The organism is Streptomyces sp. Edi2, assembly GCF_040253635.1.
Taxonomy (GTDB): domain Bacteria; phylum Actinomycetota; class Actinomycetes; order Streptomycetales; family Streptomycetaceae; genus Streptomyces.
In genome coordinates, this window is the sequence record NZ_JBEJGX010000003.1 from 3,788,628 (window position 1) to 3,814,454 (window position 25,827).

Annotated in this window: 18 protein-coding genes; 8 read left to right on the top strand and 10 right to left on the bottom strand. The window is 70.9% G+C overall.

The window, feature by feature from the left end; all coding sequences use genetic code 11:
• Nucleotides 1-81 precede the first annotated feature (81 nt).
• Together ABR737_RS19935 and ABR737_RS19940 are read right to left on the bottom strand one after the other, a co-directional pair.
• A complete protein-coding gene (locus tag ABR737_RS19935) occupies nt 82-480 on the bottom strand; it encodes a VOC family protein (RefSeq protein ID WP_350251519.1) in 399 nt (132 codons plus the stop codon).
• 470 nt (nt 481-950) lie between these two features.
• Complete coding sequence (locus ABR737_RS19940) at nt 951-1,775, bottom strand: TIGR03619 family F420-dependent LLM class oxidoreductase (RefSeq protein WP_350251520.1); 825 nt, start codon at nt 1,773-1,775, stop codon at nt 951-953.
• A gap of 231 nt (nt 1,776-2,006) precedes the next feature.
• Between ABR737_RS19940 and ABR737_RS19945 the strand changes: the two genes are divergently transcribed.
• Both ABR737_RS19945 and ABR737_RS19950 read left to right on the top strand, forming a co-directional pair.
• Nucleotides 2,007-3,557: a CehA/McbA family metallohydrolase gene (locus ABR737_RS19945; protein WP_350251521.1), complete on the top strand. Its 1,551-nt coding sequence runs from the start codon at nt 2,007-2,009 to the stop codon at nt 3,555-3,557.
• A gap of 81 nt (nt 3,558-3,638) precedes the next feature.
• Complete coding sequence (locus tag ABR737_RS19950; RefSeq protein ID WP_350251522.1) at nt 3,639-4,601, top strand: quinone oxidoreductase family protein; 963 nt, start codon at nt 3,639-3,641, stop codon at nt 4,599-4,601.
• Between the two features lie 130 nt (nt 4,602-4,731).
• Here ABR737_RS19950 and ABR737_RS19955 read toward each other — a convergent pair whose 3' ends face one another.
• From ABR737_RS19955 to ABR737_RS19980, 6 genes are all read right to left on the bottom strand, one after another.
• Nucleotides 4,732-6,192, bottom strand: coding sequence for an aldehyde dehydrogenase family protein (locus tag ABR737_RS19955; RefSeq protein ID WP_350251523.1), 1,461 nt, complete (start codon nt 6,190-6,192; stop codon nt 4,732-4,734).
• Nucleotides 6,193-6,361: 169 nt separating this feature from the next.
• Nucleotides 6,362-8,203, bottom strand: coding sequence for an N-acyl-D-amino-acid deacylase family protein (locus tag ABR737_RS19960; RefSeq protein ID WP_350251524.1), 1,842 nt, complete (start codon nt 8,201-8,203; stop codon nt 6,362-6,364).
• Nucleotides 8,204-8,244: 41 nt separating this feature from the next.
• The gene (locus ABR737_RS19965; RefSeq protein ID WP_328386221.1) at nt 8,245-9,369 is read right to left on the bottom strand and encodes an LLM class flavin-dependent oxidoreductase; all 1,125 of its coding nucleotides are present in this window, start codon (nt 9,367-9,369) and stop codon (nt 8,245-8,247) included.
• A 120-nt stretch (nt 9,370-9,489) separates the two neighbouring features.
• Complete coding sequence (locus ABR737_RS19970; protein ID WP_350251525.1) at nt 9,490-10,275, bottom strand: SDR family NAD(P)-dependent oxidoreductase; 786 nt, start codon at nt 10,273-10,275, stop codon at nt 9,490-9,492.
• 216 nt (nt 10,276-10,491) lie between these two features.
• Entirely contained in the window at nt 10,492-11,403 is a 912-nt protein-coding gene (locus ABR737_RS19975; protein ID WP_350256856.1) for a TIGR03619 family F420-dependent LLM class oxidoreductase, read from the bottom strand.
• 158 nt (nt 11,404-11,561) lie between these two features.
• On the bottom strand, nt 11,562-12,434 hold the full coding sequence (locus ABR737_RS19980) for a DUF4231 domain-containing protein (protein WP_350251526.1): 873 nt from the start codon (nt 12,432-12,434) through the stop codon (nt 11,562-11,564).
• A 237-nt stretch (nt 12,435-12,671) separates the two neighbouring features.
• Between ABR737_RS19980 and ABR737_RS19985 the strand changes: the two genes are divergently transcribed.
• Nucleotides 12,672-15,485, top strand: coding sequence for a toll/interleukin-1 receptor domain-containing protein (locus ABR737_RS19985; RefSeq protein ID WP_350251527.1), 2,814 nt, complete (start codon nt 12,672-12,674; stop codon nt 15,483-15,485).
• Nucleotides 15,486-15,615: 130 nt separating this feature from the next.
• Here ABR737_RS19985 and ABR737_RS19990 read toward each other — a convergent pair whose 3' ends face one another.
• Nucleotides 15,616-16,848, bottom strand: coding sequence for an amidohydrolase family protein (locus ABR737_RS19990; RefSeq protein ID WP_350251528.1), 1,233 nt, complete (start codon nt 16,846-16,848; stop codon nt 15,616-15,618).
• A gap of 356 nt (nt 16,849-17,204) precedes the next feature.
• Here ABR737_RS19990 and afsR point away from each other — a divergent pair, with 356 nt between their 5' ends.
• The 5 genes from afsR (at nt 17,205) to ABR737_RS20015 (ending at nt 23,938) form a co-directional block, all read left to right on the top strand.
• Nucleotides 17,205-20,147: an SARP-family global regulator AfsR gene (afsR, locus tag ABR737_RS19995; RefSeq protein WP_350251529.1), complete on the top strand. Its 2,943-nt coding sequence runs from the start codon at nt 17,205-17,207 to the stop codon at nt 20,145-20,147.
• Between the two features lie 210 nt (nt 20,148-20,357).
• Complete coding sequence (locus ABR737_RS20000) at nt 20,358-20,621, top strand: laminin G (protein ID WP_350251530.1); 264 nt, start codon at nt 20,358-20,360, stop codon at nt 20,619-20,621.
• Between the two features lie 353 nt (nt 20,622-20,974).
• Nucleotides 20,975-21,178, top strand: a complete 204-nt coding sequence (locus tag ABR737_RS20005; protein ID WP_350251531.1) for a hypothetical protein — start codon at nt 20,975-20,977, stop codon at nt 21,176-21,178.
• 204 nt (nt 21,179-21,382) lie between these two features.
• Nucleotides 21,383-23,092, top strand: a complete 1,710-nt coding sequence (locus tag ABR737_RS20010) for a class I adenylate-forming enzyme family protein (RefSeq protein WP_350251532.1) — start codon at nt 21,383-21,385, stop codon at nt 23,090-23,092.
• A gap of 255 nt (nt 23,093-23,347) precedes the next feature.
• The gene (locus ABR737_RS20015; protein ID WP_350251533.1) at nt 23,348-23,938 is read left to right on the top strand and encodes a TIGR03086 family metal-binding protein; all 591 of its coding nucleotides are present in this window, start codon (nt 23,348-23,350) and stop codon (nt 23,936-23,938) included.
• A gap of 218 nt (nt 23,939-24,156) precedes the next feature.
• On the opposite strand, the gene ABR737_RS20020 is transcribed toward ABR737_RS20015, so the two are convergent.
• Complete coding sequence (locus ABR737_RS20020; protein WP_350251534.1) at nt 24,157-25,794, bottom strand: FadD3 family acyl-CoA ligase; 1,638 nt, start codon at nt 25,792-25,794, stop codon at nt 24,157-24,159.
• Nucleotides 25,795-25,827: the final 33 nt, after the last annotated feature.

Here is a 25,827-nt window from a genome sequence, read left to right on the forward strand (position 1 = left end):
CGTGGTTCCGTCCGGGCCCGGAAGGGGCACTTCCCGGCGGCGGTTCCGGGCACGCTTGCACAGCGGCGGCCCCTGGTACGTCTACATACCGGCCAGCAGTTCGTCGGAGTATGTCCGGGTCAGGAACTCCATGTTGTGGCCGTCGGGGTCGTTGAGGTACAGACCGCGGCCGCCGTCCCGGGTGTTGATCTCCTGTGGCCTGGTGTGCATGGGGTCGGCCCAGTAGGAGAGCTCCCGCTCCTGTATGCGGTCGAAGATCGTGTCGAACTCGCCCTCGGACACCAGGAACGCGTAATGCGTGGGGACGAACTCGCCGCCCGCGACGTGCTCGGCGTAGTCGAGGGTCACCCCGTTGTCGAGCTTCAGGGCCGCGAAGGGACCGTAGGCCTTGGGTTCGGGCGCGCCGAGCAGACCGGCCAGGAACCGGGCGGAGGCGAAACGGTCCTTGCTGTGCACGATCGTGTGGTCGAGGCGAGGCATGGGATCTCCTTGATCTCTCTGGCCGGGCGGTCAACGTGTCCCCTGATCTGCTGAGGCAGCGCGGGCCGTCGGGCTCCTTGGCCCATCGGCCTTTTTGGCCCACGGCCTTCATGGACCGCTGATCGCCTTGGGCCGCTGACCACCTGAGCCGCCGATCTTCCGGGACGGTTGATCTTCCTGGCCGTTCACCGTTCTCACCGGGCCGCCGGTCTGCGGGGAGATCCGCGGCCCTTCACCTTCGACGCTACGACTGCGGAGGCCGCAGCGGATCGTTCTCCGGTACCGACCCGGGCGGGAAGCGGTACACCGCTGGTCCTAGGCCGGGTCCGAGGCCGCCGCAGGCAGCCGGCCGGTGGAGGGCCCTCCCCCGGGGCCCGTGCGCCATCCGCTCCGCCATCCCTCCGCCGTCTCCGCCGTCCGCTCCGCCGTCCGTCACCCCTCCCGCACGCCGCACTCCCCTGCGTCACCCGTCACAGGTACTGCGCGAAGTCGTCCAACGTCCGCAGCACCTCGGCCTCCCCGGCGGGCGGCAGCTGCAGCACCACCTCCTGCACGCCCAGCTCGCGGTAGTGCGCCAGCTTCCCGGCCGAGGGCTGGACCGCGTAGGGCACCACCACCGGCTCGCCCGTACGCCCGGCGTCCGACCATGCCTGCCGTAGTACCGGAACGGTCTCCGTCAGCCCGCGGCCGCCGATCGGCAGCCACCCGTCGGCGTACTCGGCGATCTGCCCGAAGAGCTTGGGGCCGGCCGAGCCGCCGAGGAGGGTGCGCGGTGCGCCGTGCAGCGGTTTGGGGTGGGCGAGGGAGGCCCGTACGGACCCGAATGCGCCCTGATACGCGGTCGGTTCCTCGGCCCACAGGGCGCGCATCAGCGCCACCCGGTCGCGGGTCAGCTCCCGCCGGGTCGACCACTCGACGCCGTGGTCGGCTGCCTCCTCGACGTTCCAGCCGTAGCCGATGCCGAGGGTGAAGCGGCCGCCGGAGAGGAAGTCGAGGGTCGCGATCTGCTTGGCGAGGTCGACCGGGTCGTGCTGGGCGACGAGGGTGATGCCGGTGCCGAGGGCGAGCCGTTCGGTGACCGCGGCGACCTGGCCGAGCGCGATGAACGGGTCGAGGGTACGGCCGTATTCGCGGGGCAGCGGCTCGCCCATCGGGGCGGGGGTGTCCCGGCCGGCGGGGATGTGGGTGTGCTCGGGGAGATAGAGGCCGGCGAAACCGCGCTGCTCCAGCTCGCGGCCCAGCCGGTCCGGCCGGATCGTCTCGTCGGTCAGGAAGATCGTGGTCGCGATCCGCATGCGGGAACACCTCCGTGTCAGGCGGGTGAGTGACCGCATGGTGCCTCACCGCCCGACGGTTATCCACAGGCCTTTCGCTCTCCGTCACACGCGCGTACAACAGTTTTCACGCGGTGCGACGAGCCGGCCGCGCAGCGGAACCAGACGCCCGCGGGCGGAACGGACGGGCACGACAGGCGCATGGGACAGGCCCGAGGCGGCACGGGGAGACGGAGATGGACGGGGGCCGATATGGAACGACGCGACGTTCTGAGACTTTCGGCGGTTGCGGGCGCGACGGGTGCGTTTACGCTCGGACGTGTGAGCTTCGCCGACGCCACACCCGCTGCCGGGCGGCCCGGAGGCGGGCCGGGCGGAAGCGGGCAGTCCGGGGACGGGCCGGGCGAGCAGACCCGGCGGGTGACCGGCCATCTGCCCACGGGAGCACCGGACTTCGTGTATCTGCCGGTCGAGGTGCCGCACGGCGTCCGCGAGATCGCGGTTGCCTACCGCTACGACAAGCCCACCGTCCCCGAGGGCACCCCCGGCAACGCCTGTGACATCGGCATCTTCGACGAGCGGGGCACGGGCCTCGGCGGCGCCGGCTTCCGCGGCTGGTCGGGCGGGGCGCGTACGGAGTTCTTCCTGCGCGCCGACGAAGCCACCCCCGGATATCTGCCGGGCCCCGTCAACGCAGGCACCTGGCATATCGCCCTGGGGCCGTACACGGTCGCGCCCCAGGGGCTGTCCTACGACGTCACGGTCACCTTGCGGTACGGGCCCCCGGGGCACACCCCGGCGCCCGTCCATCCGCCCGAACGCGCCCGGGGCCGGGGCCGTGCCTGGTACCGCGGCGACAGCCATCTGCACTCCGTCCACTCCGACGGCAAACGCACTCCCGCCGAGATCGCCGCGCTGGCCCGCGCCGCCGGGCTGGACTTCCTCAACACCTCCGAGCACAACACCACCTCCGCGCACCGCGCCTGGGAGGGTCTGTGGGGCGATGACCTGCTGATCCTGACCGGCGAAGAGGTCACCACCCGCAACGGGCACGTGGTGGCGATGGGCACCGACCCCGAGGCCTTCATCGACTGGCGCTACCGGGCCCGCGACAACGCCTTCGGAAAGTACGCGCGCGCCATCCGGCGGGCCGGCGGCCTGGTCATCCCGGCGCATCCGCACGCCACCTGCATCGGCTGCCACTGGAAGTTCGGGCTGAACGAGGCCGATGCGGTGGAGGTCTGGAACGGCCCGTACACCCCCGATGACGAGATCACCCTCGCCGAATGGGACAACACCCTCGTTGCCCACACCCGTGGCCGCGCGGACTGGCTGCCGGCCGTCGGCCACAGCGACGCTCACCGCGACCCGGATGTGGTGGGCCTGCCGCAGACCGTGGTGCTCGCCGACGATCTCTCGCGCCGTGCGCTGCAGGACGGCATCCGGGCGGGCCGGGTCTGGATCGCCGAATCGTCGAAGGTCGATCTGGCCTTCTCCGTCACCGGTGAGCGCGGCGAACACGCCGGGATCGCCGAGCGCTTGGAGCTCCCCCGTACGGCGAAGGTCACGGCCCGTCTGAAGGTCTCCGGCGCCCCGGGCTGCACGGTCTCCTTCCTCACCGACCAGGGGCGCCTGTACTCCACCCCGCTCCCCGCCTCGGGCAGCGGCACCGTCACCTGGCAGACCACCCCCGACCACGCCGCCTACATACGCGCGGAAGTCCGCCACCCTCCGACGGCAGCGGACCTGCCGGGTCCCATGGCGGCCATGACCAACCCGGTCTTCCTGGGCCGCTGGGACTGATCCGGCAGGGAACGTGACCGGTCGCGGACGGAGAGCCATGATCAGTCACAGGCAATACGACCAATCCCGGGAGGGGCATCCATGCGTGCCATGCAGTTCGAACGATTCGGTGACCCGGAGGTCCTGACCGAGGCCGAGGTGCCGGACCCGGTGGCGGGGCCGGGCGAGACCCTGGTCGAAGTGGAGGCCGCGGGCGTCAACTTCGGCGACATCAAGCACATCGCGGGCGAGCACACCGAGGGCCCGAACGCGCCGAGGGGGCCGCTGCCGCGCATCCCGGGCATGGAGGTCGTCGGCCGGACCGCCGACGGCCGGCGGGTCCTCGGGTACGTCCCGCAGGGCGGCTATGCGGCGAAGACCGTCGTCCCCGACCGCGACCTTGTCGCCTTACCGGAGGGGGTGAGCGCGGGCCAGGCGCTGTCCCTGCTCATACAAGGCCTGACGGCGTGGCATGTGCTGCGGTCGGTCGCCCGGGTGCGGCCCGGCGAAAGCGTGGTGGTCCATGCCGCCGCGGGCGGGACAGGCAGTCTCGCCGTCCAACTGGCCCGGGAGTTCGGGGCGGGCCGCGTCATCGCCACCGCGTCCTCCGAGGAGAAGCGCGCCTTTGCCCTCGGACTCGGCGCGGACGCGGCGATCGACGGCGACGCGGAGGGCTACAAGGACCGGATCCTCGCGGCCAACCACGGACGCCCGGTCGACATCATCCTGGACGCCATCGGCGGCCCGGTCCTCGACGCCGCACTGGACACACTCGGATACCTCGGACGACTGGTCACGTATGGCGCCTCCTCCCGACAGGCCGCCGCTCCCCTCGTGCCGAACCGCCTCGCGGTGGAGAACATCGGCGTCGCCGGCTTCTGGCTCATCCCGCTCCTTGCCCGCAACGGCCCCGGTGGGACGGCACTCAAGGAACTGCTCGACCTCACGGCACGACGATGCCTGCGGCCGCTGGTCGGCGCGGAGTACGACCTCGCGCGTGCTCGCGACGCGCACGAGGATCTGCTCGGCCGCCGCACAAAGGGCAAATTGGTCCTCCGCCCGTGAATCCGATCTCGAAGCCGACCCTCACAGCTGACCCTGAAGCCGACCGGCGGTCCCCCTTCCCCGCCCGGTCTCCTCGCACCGCATCGGCAGGTCCGGCAGAAGTGACCCCGCGCCCCGGCCCCGCCTTCCCTCACCCCGCCCAGACAATCGCCTGCCACTCGCTGTACGCATGCAGGGCGTACGAGCCCACGTCCCGGCCGACCCCGCTGCGCTTGAAACCCCCGAAGGGCGCTTCCATGTTGCGGCCCACCGTGTTCACACCCACCCCGCCGGCCCGCAGTTGCCCGGCCACCCGGAAGGCGCGGGCGGTGTCGCCGGACCACACGTAGTCGATGAGCCCGTAGTCGCTGTCGTTGGCGAGGGCCACCCCCTCGTCCTCCTCATCGAAGGGCACCACCACGACGACCGGACCGAAGATCTCCTCCCGGACGACCCGCATATCGGGGGTGCAGTCGGTCAGCAGCGTCGGCGCGACGTAGAAGCCGCGCTCCGGAACGGACGGCCGTGCGCCACCCGCCACGACCCGTGCGCCTTCCTTCCTGCCCAGCTCCACATACGACTCGACCCGGTCGCGGTGCGCGGCCGAGATCACCGGCCCGACCACCGTCCCCTGCGCACGGGGATCGCCGACCCGGAGATGCCCGATGTAGCGGGTCAGCCGCTCGACCAGCGCCTCGTACACCCCTCTCTGCACGATCACCCGCGTCGGCGCCGTACAGATCTGCCCGCTGTAGAAGGAGTAGGTGGTGCCGATACCGGCCACCGCGGAGTCCAGGTCCGCGTCGTCGAAGACCACCGCGGCGCCCTTGCCGCCCAGCTCCATGAGCTGGCGCTTCATCCCTCGTCCGCACACCTCGGCGATGCGCTGCCCGATGGCCGTGGAACCGGTGAAGCTCACCATGTCCACGTCCGGCGAGTCCACGGCCGCCTCACCGGCCTCCGCGGAAGCACCGCTCACCACATTCACCACTCCCGGCGGCGCACCCGCCTCCGCCAGCGCCGCCGCCATCCGGTACACCGACAGCGGGTCCTGCGGGGCGGGCTTCACGACGACGGTGTTGCCCATCGCCAGCGCCGGGGCGATCTTGCCCGCCGGGTTCGCCCACGGGTTGTTGTACGAGGTGATGCAGGCGACCACGCCGACGGGCCGGCGTACGGCGAGAGCACCCAGCACGGCCGCCCGCCCAGTCGGCCCCGCCTCGTTGATCTGCGGAGGCAGCCCCTGTTCGACCGGCTCCAGCGCCCCCTTCGCATACCGCCGGAAGCGCGCCACCCCCACCGCGACCTGCATCCCGCGCGCGGTCCGGGTCGTGGCCCCGCTCTCCGCCTGTGCCAGCTCGGCGTGCGCCGCGAAGTCGCGCTGCATCACTTCCGCAGCCCGGTCGAGAATCGCGGCACGCTCCTGCGGCGAAGTGCGCGACCAGGGCCCGAAAGCCTCGCGCGCCGCGGCCGCCGCCTCGTACACCTGCGCCCGGCTCGCCTCGGGCGCGAGCCCGACGACCGCCTCCGTCGCCGGGTCGATGACCTCGTAGCGACCACCGTCGGGCTCGACCCACTCACCCCTGATGAACAGCCGTTCCGAGACCGTCACCTGGCACTCACCGCGCCCATGTCCCCTCTATTTCCTCGATCCCCTCTCTGCCCTTCCACCACGGCTACGTGACGCGGACCGAGCCCCTGACCGCGCCCCTGATCCGGCCCCGGCCCCACCCCCGTCACTTCACACGCACCACCCCCATGCGCCGGGCCCACCACTCCCGTCATTTCGTGTTCACCGTCCTCGTGTCCCGGCCCGACCGCAGCACGGTTCCCGGCACCGCGCCGGTCACCACGTCGTCGCGGATCGTCTCGACGCCGTTGACCCACACCGCGTTGATGCCGACCGCCCGGGAGTCCAGCCGCGGGCTGTCGCCGGGCAGATCGTGGACGAGCGTGGCCTTGCCCGCGTCGATCCGCTCCGGGTCGAAGAGCACGAGGTCGGCGTGCCAGCCCTCCTCGATGCGGCCGCGCTCCCGCAGGCCGAAGAGCTGCGCGGGGTCATCGGTGAGCATCTTCACCGCCTGCTCCAGGCCCACCAGCTTCCTGCCGCGCAGGCAGTCGCCGAGGAAGCGCGTCGTGTACGGCGCACCGCACATCCGGTCCAGATGCGCGCCCGCGTCGGAGCCGCCCAGCAGGACGTCCTCGTGCTGCCAGGTCTCGGCGCGCAGCGCCCAGGAGGCCGGGTCGTTGTCGGTGGGCATCGGCCACAGCACCGTCCGCAGCCGGTCGTTGGCGCAGATCTCGACCATGCAGGCGAAGGGCTCCAGGCCGCGCTCGGCCGCGATGTCCTGGACGACGCGCCCGGTCAGGCCCTCGTTCTCCGGGGAGTAGGTGTCCCCGATGACGTACCGGCCGAAGTCGGTGAGCCGCCGGAAGACCCCCGCCTCCTTGCTCTCCGCGCGCCGCAGCATCTCGTGCCGTACGCCGGGGTCACGGAGCTTCGCGATGCGTTCGGGTACCGGCAGGCCCAGGATCTCGCCCCAGCCGGGGAGGAGGTTCAGCGCGCAGAAGGTGCCCAGGGACATGTTCATGGGGGTGAGGATCGGCATCGTCAGGGCCACGATCCGGCCGCCGGCCTCCCGGGCCCGCTCGCCGGCGAGCAGCTGGCGCGGCACCCGTGCGGGCACCGCCGCGTCGATCGTCAGCACGTTCCAGTTCAGCGGCCGTCCGGCCGCCGCGCTCATCGCCACCAGCAGCTCGATCTCGTCGTCGCCGAACTGGTCGAGGCAGCCCGACACGATCGCCTCGATCTGGGTGCCCTCGTGCGCGGCGACGGCCCGCGACAGCGCGAGCAGTTCCTCCGGTCCGGCGTGCCGGGAGGCGACCGGCTTCCCGTAGCCGTCGGAGTGGGTGGAGGACTGCGTGGTGGAGAAGCCCCAGGCCCCGGCCTCCATCGCCTCGTGGAAGAGCGCCAGCATCTCTTCCAGCTGCCGGGCTGTCGGCTGCCCGCCGATGGCGTCCGCGCCCATCACGTACCGCCGCAGCGCGCAATGGCCCACCATGAAGCCCGCGTTGACGGCGATCCGTCCCTCCAGCGCGTCCAGGTAGTCGCCGAACGAACTCCACGTCCAGGGGGCGCCCTCTTCGAGCGCCACCAGGGACATGCCCTCGACCTTGGACATCATCCGGCGGGTGTAGTCGGCGTCGCCGGGCCGCCCGGGGTGCAGCGGCGCCAGGGTGAAGCCGCAGTTGCCGCCCGCCACGGTCGTCACCCCGTGGTTGAGCGAGGGAGTGGCGTACGGGTCCCAGAACAGCTGCGCGTCGTAGTGGGTGTGCGGATCGACGAAGCCGGGGGCGAGGACGAGGCCGGTCGCGTCCTCGCTCGTCCTCGCCTCCTCGGTGCCGATGCCGACGCCGGGGCCGACGCCGGGACCGGGGCCGGGGCCGATACCAACCCCGCTCCCGTTCCCGCTGCCGGTGCCTGCGCCGGTCCCGGTCCCGGCCCCCGCCCCGGTCGGGGCGATGACGGCGATACGGCCGTCACGGATGCCGACATCGGCGGTGTACGAGGGCGTTCCCGTGCCGTCCACAACGGTCGCGCCCTTGATCAGGTGGTCGAGCATGGGCGGTGCGTCCCCTTCCCCTGGGCGGAAATTCCGCGGGTTCAGCTGCCTGCGGCCTGACGGAACCGGGTCGTCCGGTGCACCGGATCCGTGTCGATCTTCGGGATCACGTGTTCGCCGATGAGCTTGACCGTGTTCATCGTGTCCTCGTACGAGATCCCGATCGGCAGCCCGAAGCTCAGCTGGTCGGCGCCGGCCTGTTCCCAGCGCTTGCACTGCCCCAGCACCTCGTCCGGGTCGCCGCAGATCATCAGCTCCTCGGCGATCAGCAGCTCGATGAGCTCGGCGGTGTAGTCGGGCAGCAGCTCGGGCCACTCGGGGATGCCGTCGGGCCGCGGGAAGGTGTCGTGGTAGCGGAAGACCAGCGACTGGAGGTAGTTGAGCCCGCCGCCCACCGCGATCTCCACCGCCTTGTCGTGCGTCTCGGCACAGATCGCGGTCGAGGTCACCATCACGTTGTCGTTGACGAAGCCGCCGACCGGCTCGGCCTCCCGGATCGCCGTCTTGTACTGCTCCAGCACCCACTCCATGTCGGAGACCTTCTGCACGCTGAAGCCGAGGACGCCCAGCCCCTTCTTCGCCGCCATGGCGTACGAGGACGGGGAGCCTGCCGCGTACCACATCGCCGGGTGCGCGGCCCCGTACGGCTTCGGGAAGATCTTCCGCGGCGGCAGTTGCCAGTGTTTGCCCTGGAACCCGACGTACTCCTCCTGGAGCCACATCTTCGGGAACTCGGCGATGGTCTCTTCCCAGATCTCCTTGGTGTGGTTCATGTCGGTGATGCCCGGGAGGAAGCCCAGGATCTCGTGGCTGCCGGCGCCCCGCCCGCTGCCGAACTCGAAGCGGCCCTCGCTGAGATGGTCGAGCATGGCGACCTTCTCGGCGACCTTGACGGGGTGGTTGACCTGTGCGAGCGGGTTGAAGATCCCGGATCCCAGGTGGATCCGCTCGGTCGCGTGCGCCAAATACCCCAGAAAGACGTCATTGGCGGAGAGGTGCGAGTACTCCTCCAGGAAGTGGTGCTCGGACGCCCAGGCGTACTTGAAGCCGGACTTGTCCGCCTGGATGACGTACTCGGTCTCCTCCATCAGCGCCTTGTGCTCCGCGAGCGGGTCGGTCTCGGCCCGCTTGCCCACGTATCCCTGTACAAAGAGCCCGAATTCCAAGGAGGTTCACCGTCCCCTGAGCCATTCGCCATTTCTGACGTACCGTCAGATTCGATGTGCCGACTGTTCCACCGCACACGGGGAGCGTCAATAGCCGTCGCGCGCCGGACTGACGCACCGTCAGAACAGACTGACCCCCGCCAGCCAGCCCCCGTCGACGACGAACGGCTGCCCGGTGATGTACGACGAGTCCTCGCACGACAGGAAGAGCGCCAGCTTGGCGACCTCCTCCGGCCGGCCGATCCGGCCCAGCGGCACCAGCTTCCGGTAGAGCTCATCCACGGCCCGCTTCGACTCGACCGGGTCCGCGCTCGGGTCCAGTGCCGCGGGGTTGGTCATCGGGGTGTCCACCGCCCCCGGGCACACCGCGTTGACCCGGATCCTCCTGGCCGCCAGCTCCACCGCGGCGACCCGGGTGAGCCCGAGGACCGCATGCTTGGTCGCGGCATACGCGCCGACGAAGGCCATACCTGTCAGGGCCGTGTACGAGGCGGTGTTGACGATCGTCCCGCCGCCCGCCGCCTCGATCTCCGGCGCCACCGTACGGATCCCGAGGAAGCACCCGACCTGGTTGACCTGCACCACCTGCTGGAACTCCTCCAACGGCGTCGACACCAGCTCGTTGAAACGAAGAATCCCCGCGTTGTTGACCAGCCCGTCGATCTTCCCGAAGGCGTCCTTGGCGGCGCCGGCCGCCGCCTCCCAGTCCGCCTCCCGCGTCACATCCATATGGACGAAGCGGGCCCGGTCCTCCCCCAGCTCCTTGGCCAGCGCCTCGCCCTGCGCGTCGAGCACATCCCCGAGCACCACCTTCGCGCCCTCCGCGGCGAACAGCCGCGCCTCCTGCTCACCCTGCCCGCGCGCCGCACCCGTCACGATGACAACCCGCCCGTCGAGCTTGCCCATGCCTGCACTCCTCTGCTGGTGAGTACGCCTTCGGCTGTTCCGGTCCGTGAGCTGTGCGCCGCGAGTTGTGCGCCGTGCGTCGTGAACGGTGAGTGGTGAGTGGTGAGCCGGGAGTGTGGCGAGCGTTGAGTGGCGAGCCATGAGCGTGGTGAGCGGTGACGAACAGCCGCCCAGCCGCCCAGCCGTTCAGCCGTTCAGCGCTCAGCCATTCAGCGCTCAGCCATTCAGCAACGGCGCCACATCCGTCCCGAACGCCGCCATCTGCTCCGTCAGCTCGTCACCACTACGGCTGCGGAACCGCACCTGGATCTGGTCCACTCCCATGGTCCGGTACTCCCGCAGCGACTCCGCGATCCGCTCCGGCGCCCCGGACAGGGTCCGCCGGCCGACCTCCCACCCCGGCTCGCCGATGTACAGCGGCTCGGCGATGGCGCCGATCACGACCGGCGTACCGACACCGGCAGCGGCCCGCAGCCTCCGCAGCTTTCCGATCTGCGCCGGCAGCTCCGACCGCCGGTCGCCTTGCGGCAGCCAGCCGTCGCCGCGCACCGCGGCCCGGCGTACGGCGGCGGGCGAGGATCCGCCCACCCAGAGCGGCGGCCGAGGCGTCTGCACGGGCCGCGGCGCCTGCCCCAGCCCCTCGAACGCGAACCGCTCCCCCGCGAACCGGGGGAACTCCTCCGGCCCCAGCGCCGCCTTCAGCGCGTCAATCGTCTCGTCCAGCACCGCCCCACGCCGCTCGAAGTCCACTCCGAGGACGTCGAACTCCTCCGTCACGTGTCCGGCGCCCACCCCCAGAATCAGCCGCCCACCGGAGAGCCGGTCGAGCGTCGCGTACTGCTTGGCGGTGACCAGCGGATGCTTCAGCCCGGCCACCGCCACATGACTGAGCAGCCGCACCCGCTCGGTGACGGCGGCCAGATGCGCGAGGGTGGCGACCGGGTCGTACCAGACGGTGCTCATCGCCTCGGCCAGCCGCCGCGGGATCGCCAGGTGCTCACAGCAGGCGATATACGCGAACCCGTACCGGTCGGCGGCCCGCGCGACCGCGACCAGCTCGACGGGCCCCGCCGCGGCCTCCCAGCTCTCCGCGAAGAGAGTGCTCTGCGACTGCACCGGCAGCTGCATCCCGTACACCAGCCGCCCGTCCTCCGGCCGCCATACCCCACCGCGCACGCCGTCCACAGGCCCTCCCACGATCTGACGAGGCGTCATATACCCCGGAGCGACACATCGTGGCGCCTGACGCCCCATCAGACAAGGGGCGGGCGTCGGCGCGCAATCGGCTACACGGCTCCCCGGGAGGCCCGCCACATCGTGTGTTCGCGGCTGATCGCCTCCTCGGCGTCAGCCACCTCCTGCATCCAGTCCGACTCCTCATGGGTCGCGGACAGCCGCTGGTGCACGATGCTCAGTTCGGTCGCCGCAAAGGTGTAGGCACGACCGAGCGACTCGTACTGCCGCACCGCGAACCAGGCGGCGCCGGCGCCCAGCACGGCCGCGAGCACACCGGGCAGATCGAAGTCGATGACCTTCAGCAGGCGCAGCACAGCGGCGAGCACGCCCAGCCCCTCCACCACGATGAGGCCGATCCGCCAGCGGCGGGCCAGAACGATGTTCACGGCCGCCTTGGTTCCGTACCACTGCTGCTGATCCGCGATGCGCCCGGCGAGATACGCCTGCTTGCGGCAGGCGAACGGGCTCCGGCGCAACTCACCCATGGCCTGGGTGGCGGCCATGGAGCCCACCGGGACGATGCTGTCGGCCGGCGCCTCCCTGAGCAATAGCTCCAGCCGCTCGTGGAATCTGCGTTCCGCGGCGTCCGCGGGCAGCGTGGCCGGGAACGGCTCGCCCGCCACCGCGTATCGCCAGGACAGCGTCTTCGCCGACTCCGCAAGGGCACGCCCGTCGTACCAGGCACGCTCCGGCCGCTCCGCGAGCATCCACACCTCCAAGTAGACGGTCACCAAGAAGGCCAGGAGCACCACCGTGACCGCGGCGTCGTTGCTCGACACCGCACAGACGGCAGCCACAATCGCCAGCACCAGCCGCCATTTCGTGCCCCGCATATGGCGGCGCTGCCCCGAAACCGAAGCGGCATCCGCCGACCGGAACACCGCCGGAAAATCCTCGTCGCCGAGTGTTCGCCCCTCGCTCACCGCAGCCCCGCCCCCTCGCATCCCGCAACATGAGTCCGAAATACGACAGAAGTGTAGAGCCGATCGCCGACGGCCATCCCGGCATCCGGGGAACGGGACCGGGCCGAGGACGAGACGCTGCGGTGATACCAACTTCGCGGCCACAAGGCACCGTTGCCACCCTCACCGGCGATGTGGATGATGCGGCAACGGGGACGTGCGGCGGCCCCGTGCCGACCTGACGACGGGGGAACCGGAATGGCTGGCCAGAACGCCTCGCAGCGCACCCACCGATACGACGCCTTCCTTTCCTACAGCCATGCGGCCGACAGCGCCAAAGCTGATCATCTGCGGCGGGGCCTGCAGAATTTCGCGCGCAGCAGCTGGCGGCAATTACGGGCGCTGCGTATCTTCCTCGACAATGCCTCGCTGGCGGCGAACCCGGCTTTGTGGCCCGAAATCGAGCGTCATCTCGCGGATTCCGGCGCCTTTATCCTGCTCGCCTGCCCGAGGTCCGCGGACTCGGACTGGGTGCAGAAGGAGATCAACTGGTGGCGCGCCGGCCCCGGGGCGCGGAGGATGCTCATCGTCGTCACCGGCGGTGAGCTGGAGTGGGACCACGGGGCGGGGGACTTCGACTGGGCGCGCACCACCTGCCTGCCGCGCACCATGGCGGGAATGTTCAGCGACGAGCCTCGGTGGGTCGATCTGCGGTGGATGTCGGAACAGGATCCCGGCTCGCTGCGGGACTCTCGCTTCCAGCAGTGTGTGGCCGACCTGGCGGCCCCGCTGCACGAGCGCCCCAAAGAGGATCTCATCGGTGCGGACGTCACCCGGCAGCGCAGGACGAAACGGCTCGTGCGCGGTGCGCTCGCCGTCATCACCACTCTCGCCTTGGCGGCCGGCCTGGGCTGGGTGGACGCCGTCCAGCAGCGGGACGAGGCCCAGCGGCAGGCTCTGCTGGCGACCTCCCGGCAGCTGGCCGCGACCGCTCTGAACCTGAAAGACGGAAATCTGCGGCTGGCGTCGCTGCTGGCGATCGAGGCGTACCGCATGCAGCAGTCACCCGAGGCCCTCGCCACGCTGAACCGGCTCTCCACGGACAGCCCTCATCTGGTGAGCATGACGTCGAGCACGAAGGACATCAGCGCGCTCGCTTTCAGCACGGACGACCAGGCGGTCGCCGTCGGTGACGAGGGCGGTGCGGTGACGGTGCGGGGTGCCGACGGCCGCACCCTGCGTGCCCGGACCTCGCTGCCGGGCCGCATCACGGCAGTGGGCTTCAGCAAGGACGGGAAGCGGCTGGCCGTCGGGGACGACAAGGGCAACGTGGGGGCCTATGACCTGACGCGCAGGACACTGCGCCGGTTCGTTCCCCGGCCCGAGAGCGTTTCCTCGCTGGCATTCAGCACGGCGGGACAGCTGGCCGTCGTGGATGCGGACGGCACGGTGACGCTGTACGAGGAGAGCGGGAAGCAGGTCCGTTCGCAGCGCACCGGGCACTCCGGCGACGTGATCGCCTTCCAGAACGCCGGGTCCCGCCTTCTGGTGCGCGACGGAGTGGGTGGCGGCGCCCTGCACACCGTGCCCGAGCTGCGCACGATCCTGAACAGCAAGGAGTTCGTACTGCCCGCGAGCCAGGCCGTGGTGGCCGTCTCCAACAGCGGCCGCTGCTTCGGCTACCTCAAGTTCGGGCAGTTCATCAGCACCGGACTACCGGAGATCAAGGGCCACCAGTCCCTCGCCGACACCTGCACGGACTTCCCCGCGCTCCCCAACGAGGAAGCCAGATTGCTGGCCCTGACCGACAACGGCCGGATGGCCGTGGGCACCACGTCCGGCATCACGGTGGTCGACGCGGAGACCAAAGGGCGCGCCAGTCAGCTCCGCAAGCTCACCGGTGTCGGCGGGCCCTCGCTGCTGAAGTTCTCGGACACGGGCAGCAGGCTCGCTTCCGTACACGGCCGGACGGTCGCGCTGTGGAACTTCGACCAGTTCTCCCGGACGGCTCATGCGCACGGCCTGCCCCTGTCGGACGACCAGACCATGGTCTACAGCCCGCCTCTGGCCGCCGGCCCGGACGGCCAGGTCGCCTGGAGCAACCTCATGCACGGCGACCCCTTCGGCACCGAGACCAAGCTGCACGTCTGGAGCCCGAAAGGCCGCGGCACGCTCGCGGGCGGGGAGGCTCTCATGTACGACGCGCTCGCCTTCAGCCCCGACGGCCGGACACTGCATGCCGGCCTGGACGGTGCAGTGCAGTCATGGCAGATCCAGGACACACGCCTGGTGAAACGGCACACGGTGGCCTTTTCCGGAGAGCGGTACGGCTACTCGCGGGACCCTGTCGTGATCGCCCCGCGCGCGGACGGTTCCCTGGTCGTCACCACGGACGACGGGGCCGTCCATGTCGCCGGACCGTCGGCGCAACGCACCCGGATCATGGTGCCGCGTGGCACCGGCGACCCTCAGAAGGGGCTGCTCTCCTCGTTGAGCGACGACGGCCGGACCGCCGCCGTGGAGAACACCAGGGGCGCCGTCGACATCTACGACGTCGACTCCGGAAGGAAACTGCAGTCGGTGCGCCTGAACGGCGAGCAGGTGAACGCGCTCGCGCTGGCCGCCGGGGGACATGCACTATTCCTCGTGGGCAGCAAGGGGACGTTGGCCCGCTGGGACCTGGACGAGCGGCAATTCCGCTGGCAGAGCGCCGAGCCGAACGGGGCCCGGGTGACAGCGAGCGCGGACGGCCGCACGGTCATCACCCTTTCCGACAGCGGCGCCTTGAACCGGTGGGACGCGGACACCGGAGACCGGCTGGGCGGCCCCGACATCCCCATCCCACTCCACACACTGTCCGGAATCGGCGGCATCGGGGAGCACACCGGCTTCGTGCTGGACGACGCCGGCACGCTGTGGACGGCCACCGAGGGCGGCGATGTCCTCTCCTGGGACTTCTCGGTGAACTCCTGGATCAAGGGCCTCTGCCGGATCGCCGACCGCGATCTCACGGCGGCCGAATGGCACCGCTATGTGGGAAACACCCCGCCGCCCCGTCCCACCTGCGGCTGACGGAACGGCACAACCTGTGCGGACCGATCGGCCGAACCGCTGCCGGGGCGGGGCCGGGACGGAACGCCCATGGGGGGCTCGAAGCCGAACCCCGACCCGTCCATCCTCGTTCCCGCCCTCGTTCCCGCCCTCAGACTCCCCCCGCCGACGGCCCCCACAGCCCCTCCCCCGTCAACCCCAGCAGGGAAATCGCGTTCCCCCGAACGATCTGTTCCACTACGTCCGGCGCGAGGTGTCCCATCTGTGATTCGCCGACCTCCCTCGACTTCGGCCAGGTCGAATCGGAGTGCGGGTAGTCCGTCTCGTAGAGGACGTTGCCGACGCCGATCGCGTCCAGGTTCTTCAGACCGAAGGCGTCGTCGAAGAAACAGCCGTAGACGTGTTCGGTGAAGAGTTCGGACGGCGGGCGGAGGACCTTGTCGGCGACGCCGCCCCAGCCGCGGTTCTCCTCCCAGACCACGTCGGCGCGTTCGAGGATGTACGGGATCCAGCCGATCTGGCCCTCGGCGTACATGATCTTCAGGCTGGGGAAGCGGTCGAATTTGCCGCTCATCAGCCAGTCCACCATCGAGAAGCAGCAGTTGGCGAAGGTGATCGTGGAACCGACGGCGGCGGGGGCGTCGGCCGAGGTCGAGGGCATCTTCGACGAGGAGCCGATGTGCATCGCGACGACCGTGCCGGTCTCGTCGCAGGCGCGCAGAAAGGGGTCCCAGTAGTCGGTGTGGATGCTGGGCAGCCCCAGGTGCGGCGGGATCTCGCTGAAGCAGACCGCCCGTACCCCGCGGGCCGCGTTGCGCCGTACCTCCGCGGCCGCCAGCTCCGCGTCCCACAGGGGGATGAGGGTCAGCGGGATCAGCCGCCCCTGCGCCTGCGGGCCGCACCACTCCTCGACCATCCAGTCGTTGTACGCGCGCACGCCCAGCAGCCCCAGTTCGCGGTCCTTGGCCTCGGTGAAGGTCTGGCCGCAGAAGCGGGGGAAGGTGGGGAAGCAGAGTGCGGACTGGACGTGGTTGACGTCCATGTCGGCCAGCCGTTCGGGCACGCTGAACGAGCCCGGACGCATCTGTTCGTAGGTGATGCCTTCGAGCTTGATGTCGTCGCGGGCGCAGCCGACGGCGGTGTCGAGGCGGGTCAGCGGCCGGCGCAGATCTTCGTAGACCCACCAGTCGGCTATCGGGCCTTCGTCCCCCGCGGCGCCCATCGTCGGGGCGAACTTGCCGCCCACGAAGGTCATTTCCTTGACGGGCGCCCGGACGATGCGCGGGCCGATGCCGTGGTACTTCGACGGAAGCCGGTCCCGCCAGACGTGTGGGGGCTCCACCGTGTGGTCGTCCACCGAGATGATCTTGGGGAAGGTCTCCATGGCGGATACGGTAGCGCCGATCTGACGGTGCGTCAGCACTACGTCCGGGAATGAACCGGGTGGCGAGGGGCGCTACTCGGGAGAGTCAGCAGCAGCGGAGTACGGCCCGAGCATCGGAAGGTCAGGACGGGGCGCGTTCAGGGCGCACAAGGGCAACTACCGGCCAGAGGGCGCGCGGAAGCGGACCCTCCGCGCCTCCTTGTGCATTGACGCATACACCTCCTGATCACCCGAGGAGGCTTTGTGCATGCTCCGGACCCCTACTGACGTAAGGGGCTCGGACAAGGCAGACTGACCGTTGCGCACGGTGAACCGATGCGAACGGTACGAACGGATGGCACAAGGCAGGGGGACACATGGACCACAGTCCGGGGCAGGGGCGGGAGCGGCTCCGCTTCTCCGTGCTCGGTCCCGTGCGGGCCTGGCGCGGCGATGCGCCGCTGGCGGCGGGCTCCCCGCAGCAGCGTGCGTTGCTTGCCGCACTGCTGCTGCGCGGCGGCCGTACCGCCACCGCACCCGAGCTTGTCGACGCGCTGTGGGGCGACGAACCACCGCACGCCGCGCTCGCCGCGCTGCGTACGTACGCCTCGCGGCTCCGCAAGGCGCTGGGTGATGACGCAGCCACCTTGGTCAGTGAGTCCGGCGGCTATGCGATCCGCTCCGTGGACGGCCACCCGCTGGACCTGGACCTGGACCATGCCGAGCAGTACGCGACCGAGGCCGAAAAGGCCAAGACCGTCGGCGATCGCGGCCGCGCCCGCAAGCTCCTCGACGACGCGCTCGCACTGTGGGCCGGCGAGCCCCTGGCCGGCCTTGCCGGCCCTTACGCCGAGACCCAGCGCACCCGTCTCGACGAGTGGCGGCTGACCCTCCAGGAGACGCGCCTCGAACTCGACCTGGAAGTCGGCTGCCACGCCGAGGCGGTCTCCGAACTGACTGCCCTCACCGCCACCCACCCACTGCGCGAGCGACTGCGGGAACTCCTCATGCTGGCGCTGTACCGCAGCGGCCGGCAGGCCGAGGCGCTGGCCGTCTACACCGACACCCGCCGACTCCTCGACGAGGAACTGGCCGTCGAGCCCCGGGCCTCGCTCTCGGAACTCCAGCAGCGGATCCTCCGGGCGGACGCCGACCTGGACGCGCCCCTGACGCTCAGCGACGGCACGGACCACGCCGACCATGGCGTCGTCCGGCCCCAGCAGCTTCCCGCCACCGTCGCCGACTTCACCGGGCGCACGCCCTTCGTCGCCGAGCTGGGCGACCGGCTCGCCACCACCGAGGGCAGCGTGATGGCGGTCTCCGCGCTCACCGGCATCGGCGGCGTCGGCAAGACCACCCTCGCCGTGCATGTGGCCCACGCCGCCCGCGAGCACTTCCCCGACGGGCAGCTCTACGCCGACCTGCAGGGCGCCGGACACACCCCCGCAGAGCCCGAGGCCGTGCTCGGCGCCTTCCTGCGCGCCCTCGGCACCCCGGACTCCGCGATCCCCGACGGCCTGGAGGAGCGCTCCGCCCTCTACCGCTCCACCCTCGCCGGCCGCCGCGTGCTGGCCCTGCTGGACAACGCCCGGGACGCCGCACAGATCCGCCCACTGCTCCCCGGCACCGAGGGCTGCGCAGCACTGATCACCAGCCGCGCGCGCATGATAGATCTCGCCGGGGCGCATCTGATCGACCTCGATGTGATGAGCCCCGACGAGGCGTTCACCCTCTTCACCCTCATCGTCGGAGAAGAGCGGGTGAACGCCGAGCGCGAGGCCTCGATGGACGTGGTCGGCGCCTGCGGATTTCTCCCGCTCGCCATCCGCATCGCTGCCTCCCGTCTGGCCTCCCGCCGTACCTGGACGGTCTCCGTGCTCGCCAGCAAACTGGCCGACGAGCGCCGCCGTCTGGACGAGCTGCGTGCCGGCGACCTTGCCGTCACAGCCACCTTCGAACTGGGCTATGGGCAGCTCGAACCGCAGCAGGCACGGGCATTCCGGCTGCTGGGTCTGGCCGACGGCCCGGACATCTCCCTGGCCGCAGCCGCCGCCCTCCTCGACATGGACGACGATACGACCGAGAGCCTGCTGGAATCCCTCGTCGACACCTCACTGCTGGAATCCGCGGCACCCGGCCGCTACCGCTTCCACGACCTCGTACGCCTCTACGCCCGCTCCTGCGCGGAGCGCGACGAGCAGCCGCCGGCGGAGCGCGATGCGGCGGTGTCTCGGCTCCTGGACTTCTACCTGGCGACAGCTGCGCACAGATACCCCCTCGAACGCCCCGGCGACATCCTGGTCGACCACATGGAGACGCCGCACTATCCCGGACTGGTCTTCGAGGACCGCTCCGAGGCGATGAGCTGGTTGTTCAGTGAAACCAGATGCCTGATCGCCTGCGCGCTGCAGAACACCGCACCGGGCCCCCTGCGGCGTGCCGTCGATTTGCTGGTACTCACCAGGGACATGGCCGATTCCGGTGCCAGCAACCGGCAGTTCGAGCGAGCCTGTCTCACCCTGCTCGCCGCCGCGCTGAAGGCCGACGACCAGCACGCGGCGGCTCGCGTGCACTGGATCCTCGCTCCCATCTACACCCAGTCCGGGCGGCTCAGCGAGGCCGACGAGCACGCCAAGCTGGCAACGCTGCGCGGGCTGTCCGCCGGCGACGACTTCTCCGCCTGCAACGGACTCAACGACCGGGGCATCATCGCCAGTATCGAGAGTCGGCTCGAGGAAGCGGATGCCTATCTGAACCAAGCCCTCCTCTCCTACCGTGACATCAACAACCGGCAGTCGGAGGCGAGCGCGCTCTGCAACCTCTCCCGCGTCCACCTGGACACCGGCAGGGTGGACAGCGCGGTTGCGCTCGCCGAACAGGGGGTCGCGCTGTACGAGGAGTGCGGTGCCTCGCGACGGCTGGCCAACGGCAAGTACAACCTGGGCATGGCCCTCACGCTGGCCGACCGGCTGGAGGAGGCCACCCAGCAACTGACCGAGGCCCTTGTCAGCTTCCAGGACACCCGGCAGCGGTTCTGGGAAGGCATGACGTATCTGCGCCTGGCAGAGGTGGAACTGGCGGCGCATCAGTCTGCGAAGGCGGCCAACTACGCTGAGTTGGCGGTCGCCGCACTCCGTAGCAGCGGTGGGGACCGCTGGCGCGCCAGCGCACTCGCGGTACTCGGAAACGCTCTGGGCGAGATCGGTCACACTGGGCGCGCACAGGTCTGCCGGCAGGAGGTGCAGACGATTCACAAGAGGCTGGGACTGCCGCAGAGCGGCGGTTCGCCGCGGTTTCCCGCCTCGGTGCCTGTCGCGTAGCGGCAGCCAAGGCTCGCCCCTCCGGCGTTTATCGATCGTTCATCGCCACACGGCAGTCTCTTCTCAACCGATCCGCCGCCTCGGGGGGCAAGCGGCTCGGTGAGCGAGCCCCACCGATAAGGTGTTCGGCCGCGGTTCGCCCGTCCGGCGGCCCACGGGGGAGTTGCCGGGCGGGTGCGCCAAAAGCGCCCACACGTAGGAGTTGATCGTATGGCCACCGAGAACCAGCCTCGCCCGGGTGACGAGAAGGATGTCGTCAAGCCGCTCGACAGCACGCGTCCGATCCAGCCCATGGACAGCACCCGTCCGATCCAGCCCATGGACAGCACGCGCCCCATCCAGCCGCCGGACAGCACTCGTCCGATTCCGCCGGCGGACAAGCGCGGCCCCGTCGTCGGCGGTGCCGGCGCCCCCCATGACGGTCACTCCGTGACGGCGAAGGACAGCACGCGGCCGATCATCGACCCGCAGTAGTCGACATCGGTATCAAGTGATCCCGGGGATCAGGGGGATACCCGGGAGGGCCCCGGGGGGGGGGAGACCGGGGAACGGGGGACGTACGGGGGACGTACGGGAGGGGATGGGGGAAGTACGGGGGGCGAAGGGGCCAGCCTCGATGACATTCCAAGGGGGGAGTCATCGAAGTGGGCCCCTTTCGCGTGCGCCGACGCAGAAGGGTCCTTACTGCGGGCCGTACGCCGGCGCCGCAGCGAGCTGCAACAGCAAATCCCCCTCATTCTGCAGCTATTTCAGGACACCTGATCGAATGTACGGCTCATGACCGGCAAGCTTCTGTTGTTCATGACTCGCCCCTTCAAGGAGTTCAGATGACCCGATTCACGCGCACCCTCGTCACCGTCGCCCTCGCGGCCGCTGCCGCCGGCGGCGCCGCGACTCCGGCCATGGCGGACAGCCACACCCCCTCCACCCCGAACTTCTCCGCCCAAGACAGCACCATGCCCATCGCCGCCAACGTGGCCACCCCCGACAACCACATACCGGTCGCGCCCCAGGGGTCCGTCCAGCGCTGACCGAACACAGCACCGCCCCTTCACGTGGGCCGGGCCCGTCGCGCCGCGACGGGCCCGCTCGGTTTCCGGCAGCCGCTCCGCCTGCCGCGCAGACCCTGTCACCACATAGCTGACGATGCATCAGTTCAGCTGCTACAGTCGCGCCGTTCAGGCCCGCCGAGGCCGTCGGGTCCGCCCCGCTCCGCTCGCAGCCAGGAGGCGCGCGTGTTCGAAGCCGGTCGTATACGCACGCTCTGGGAACTGGTCGAGTACCGGGCACGGGCCTCGCGCGGGGCGCCGATGTTCTACGACGGGGACAGGCGGAGCGTCACCTTCGACGGGGTGCGCGACGAAGCGCTGCGGGTGGCGGCCGGGTTCCGGGAGCTGGGGATCGGGGCGGGGACCCGGGTGGCCTGGCAGTTGCCGACGCGGATCGAGACGGTGGTCGCCTCACTGGCGCTGGCCCGGCTCGGGGCCGTGCAGACGCCGGTCATCCCGCTCCACCGGGAGCGCGAAGTCGGTTTCATCCTGGCGGAGTCGGCGGCGGAGTTCGTGCTCGTACCGGGCGTGTGGCGGGGGTTCGACCACACCGCGATGGTGCGGAAGCTCGCCGGGGACGGGGTGCGGGTGGTCTCGGTTGCGGGCGGGTTGCCGCAGGGGGACCCGGGGGCGTTGGCCGCCGTTGCCGGAGCGGATGAGGGGCACGCGGCAGGCGAGGGGCAAGGGGCGGCCGAGGGGCACGCGGCAGGCGAGGGGCCAGGAGCTGACGAGGGGCCGGGAGCGGGCGACGGGCCGGGAGCGGGCAACAGGCCCGGTGGGGAGGCCGGGACCACCTGGGTCTACTACACCTCGGGCACCACCTCCTCGCCCAAGGGCGTCGAGCACACCGACGCCACTCTCCTCGCCGGTGGCATCGGGCTGGCCACCGCGCTCGGGATGTCCGCGGACGACATCGGCTCGATCGCCTTCCCCTACGCGCATATCGCCGGCCCGGACTATGTCATCGCCATGCTCGTCAGCGGGTTCCCCGCGGTCATCCTGGACCGCTTCGAGCCGGGCCACGCGGCCGCCGTCTACCGGCGTCACGGGGTGACGATGGCCGGCGGCAGCACCGCTTTCTACCAGGCATTCCTCGATGAGTCACGTCGCTACCGGCAGCGCCTGCCGCAGGCCGGGCCGTTGATTCCCTCGCTGCGGCTGCTGTCCGGCGGCGGGGCCCCGATGCCCGCGGAGCTGTATGCGGCCGCCGGGCGGGAGCTGGAGTGCGCGATCGTGCACGGGTACGGCATGACCGAGTGCCCGATGATCACGATGGGCACGCCGTACGACAGCGATGAGCAGTTGTCGCGGACCGTGGGCAAGCCGGTGGTGGGGGCGAAGGTCCGGATCGTCCTGCCGGACGGGAGCGAGGCCGGAACCGGGGAGTCCGGTGAGGTGACGCTCAAGGGGGCGATGCTCTTCCGGCGGTACACGGACCCGGCGCTGACCGCCGCGGCGTTTGCCCCCGACGGCTCCTTCCGCACCGGTGATCTGGGGTATCTGCGTCCCGACCGGCATCTGGTGCTGACCGGGCGGCTGAAGGACATCATCATCCGCAAGGGCGAGAACATCTCCGCGCAGGAGATCGAGGATCTGGTGCGCACCCATCCGGCGGTGGCGGAGGCCGCGGTGATCGGGCTGCCGGACCGGGAGCGCGGGGAGCGGGTGTGTGCGGTGGTCACGCCCGCCGATCCGGCCGCGCCGCCACTGACCCTGGACGGGCTGACCGCGCATCTGCGGTCGGCCGGGCTGATGACGCAGAAGCTGCCGGAGCAGCTGGAGATCGCCGGCGAGCTGCCGCGCGGCGGGCCGCTGAACAAGGTGCTCAAGGCATTGCTGCGGGAGCGGTATGGGGAGTGGCAGCAGGAGCGGCAGCAGGAGCGGTATACGGAGTAGCCGGGGCGCTGCGGCGGTGTGGCGATGAGTTCCGGGGGCCGGCGGAGTCTTCACTGGGAGCGTCACCGGAGGAGTACACGGCATCCCTCCGGTGAGCCCTCGGCAGGACGCCCGGCCACGGCTCCCCTCCGGTGGAACCCGGCGGGACGCCTTGGCGGGACGCCCCGGCACGACGCCTTGGTAGGCGCCTTGTGGCAGGACGCCCCGCAGGGCACTCCGACAGCACACGCCCAGCAGTACGGAAGGACCCCGACGATGACCGACACGATCGACTTTGCGGCGCAGGCCCGGCTGGTGTCGCAGCTGGCGGCGCAGACCGCCGAGGATCAACTCGACGCCCCCACTCCTTGCGAGGCCTACGCGGTGCGCCATCTGCTGGGCCACCTCGTCGGCCTGTCCGCGGCGTTCCAGCACTCGGCGCGAAAGGACCTGGGGCCGATGACGAGTGCCGACCCGAGCGCGGCGGTGCCGGACGTGGAGCCCGGCTGGCGGGCCGAGCTGGACCGGAACCTCCGTGGGATGGCCGAGGCCTGGCACGATCCGCAGGCCTGGGAGGGCGAGACCCAGGCGGGCGGGGTGACCCTGCCCGCCGCCATGGTGGGCCGGTTCGCGCTGAACGAGCTGGTGCTGCACGGCTGGGACCTGGCCCGCGCCACCGGCCAGGAGTACACGCCGGACGCGGCCGGCCTCGGGGTGTCGTACGCGTTGCTCGCGCCGCTGGCCGAGGGCCCGGACCGCGTGCCGGTGTTCGGCCCGCCCGTGGAGGTGGCGGCGGATGCCCCGCTCCTCGACCAGGTGGTGGCGCTCAGCGGCCGCCGGCCCGACTGGGCACCGCCGGGATCGTAGGCGGGGGGCCTCGGCGGGTACCGCAGCCTCGGCAGACGGCGGCATCAGCGGTACCTCGGCCCCGGCAGTACCGCAGCCTCGGCAGACGGCAGCTTCGGCGGTACGGCGGCCCCGGCGGTACGGCGGCCTCGGCAGTACGGCGGCCTCGGCAGTACTGCTGCTCCCTCGGCAGCACCCGCTGCGCAGCGGTACCTCGGCGCAGCCGTACCGCAACCGGATCACGCCGGAGCCACCCCCGGGCCCCCGTTCCGCAGCAGAGTCTTGAGGATCTTGCCGCTGGCGTTGCGCGGGAGCGCGGTGACGAAGGCGACCTCCCGCGGGACCTTGTAGTTGGCCATCTCCCGGCGGGACCAGGCGATCAGGTCGTCAGCGGTGAGCAGGGAGCCGGCGCGGCGGACCGCGTAGGCCTTGCCGACCTCGCCGAGGCGGGGGTCGGGTATGCCGACGATGGCGACCTCGGCGATGTCCGGGTGGCGGCCGAGGAGTCGCTCTATTTCGGCGGGATAGGCGTTGAAGCCGCCGACGATGAACATGTCCTTGATGCGGTCGGTGATCCGGAGGTTGCCCGCCGCGTCGAGGACGCCCACATCGCCGGTGCGCAGCCAGCCGTCGGGGGTGATCACCCGGGCCGTGGCGGCCGGGTCCTCGAAGTAGCCGGACATCACGTGGTAGCCGCGGACGTGCACCTCGCCGGGTTCACCGGGCGGCACCGGGCCGCCCGCGGCGTCGACGACCCGGACCTCGGTGCCCGGTATGGCGCGGCCCGAGGTCGTGGCGATCACCTCGGGCGGATCGCCGCGGCGGCACATCGTGACGACGCCCGAGCTCTCCGAAAGGCCGTACGCCGTCAGGACGGTGGAGATCTTCAGCTCGCTGCGCAGCCGCTCGACCAGCTCCAGGGGGACCACGGCGGCGCCGGTGACCACCACGCGCAGCGCGGAGAGGTCGTGCAGGCCGCGGGCGGGATGGTCGAGGAGCTGCTGGTGGAGGGTTGGGGGGCCGGGGAGTACGGAGATCCGTTCGGCGGCGATATTGGCGAGCGCGGTCTCCACGCCGAAGACCGGCTGCGGGATCATCGTCGCGCCGCGCAGCAGACAGGCGATGATCCCGGCCTTGTAGCCGAAGGTGTGGAAGAACGGGTTGACGATCAGATAGCGGTCGCCCTCGCGGAGGCCGGCCAGTTCGCTCCACACGTCGTAGGCGCGCAGGGTCTGGGCATGCGTGATTACCGCGCCTTTGGGGCGGCCGGTGGTGCCGGAGGTGAAGATGATGTCCGAGGGGGCGTCGGGGTGCAGCGCATCGGCCCGGCCGCGGACCGTTTCCGGGGGCACCGCCGCGCCGCCGGCGAGGAAGTCCTGCCAGGTGGTGAAGTCGGCGGGGGCGTCCTCGGCGAGCACCACGACCTTTTCCAGCCGCGGCAGTCCGGGCAGCGGGCCGTGGCCGGGGCCCTCCTGGGCGGCGCGACGGAGCGAGGCGACGTAGGACGTGCCGAGGAAGGTGCCGGTGACGAAGAGGAGTTTGGCGCGGGTGCGGCGCAGGACGTAGGCGGCCTCGGTGCCTTTGAAGCGGGTGTTGACGGGGACGAGGACGGCTCCGGCGGTGACTGCCCCGAGGGCGGAGACGATCCAGTCGAGGGTGTTGGGCGCCCATACGGCGACGCGGTCACCGGGCGCGACCCCGGAGGCGATACAGGCGGCCGCGGCCTCCTCCACCCGCGCGCCGAGCTCGGCGTACGACACCCGGGTACGGCCCTCGACCACGGCCTCCCGGGAGCCGTACCGCTGGGCGGCCGCCCGCACCAGCCGGGGGATGGCGCCGTACTCCAGATCCGCCCGCGCCTCCAGGTCGTCGCGCATCGCGTCGCCTCCCGCCGAAGAGCCCTGCGCCAC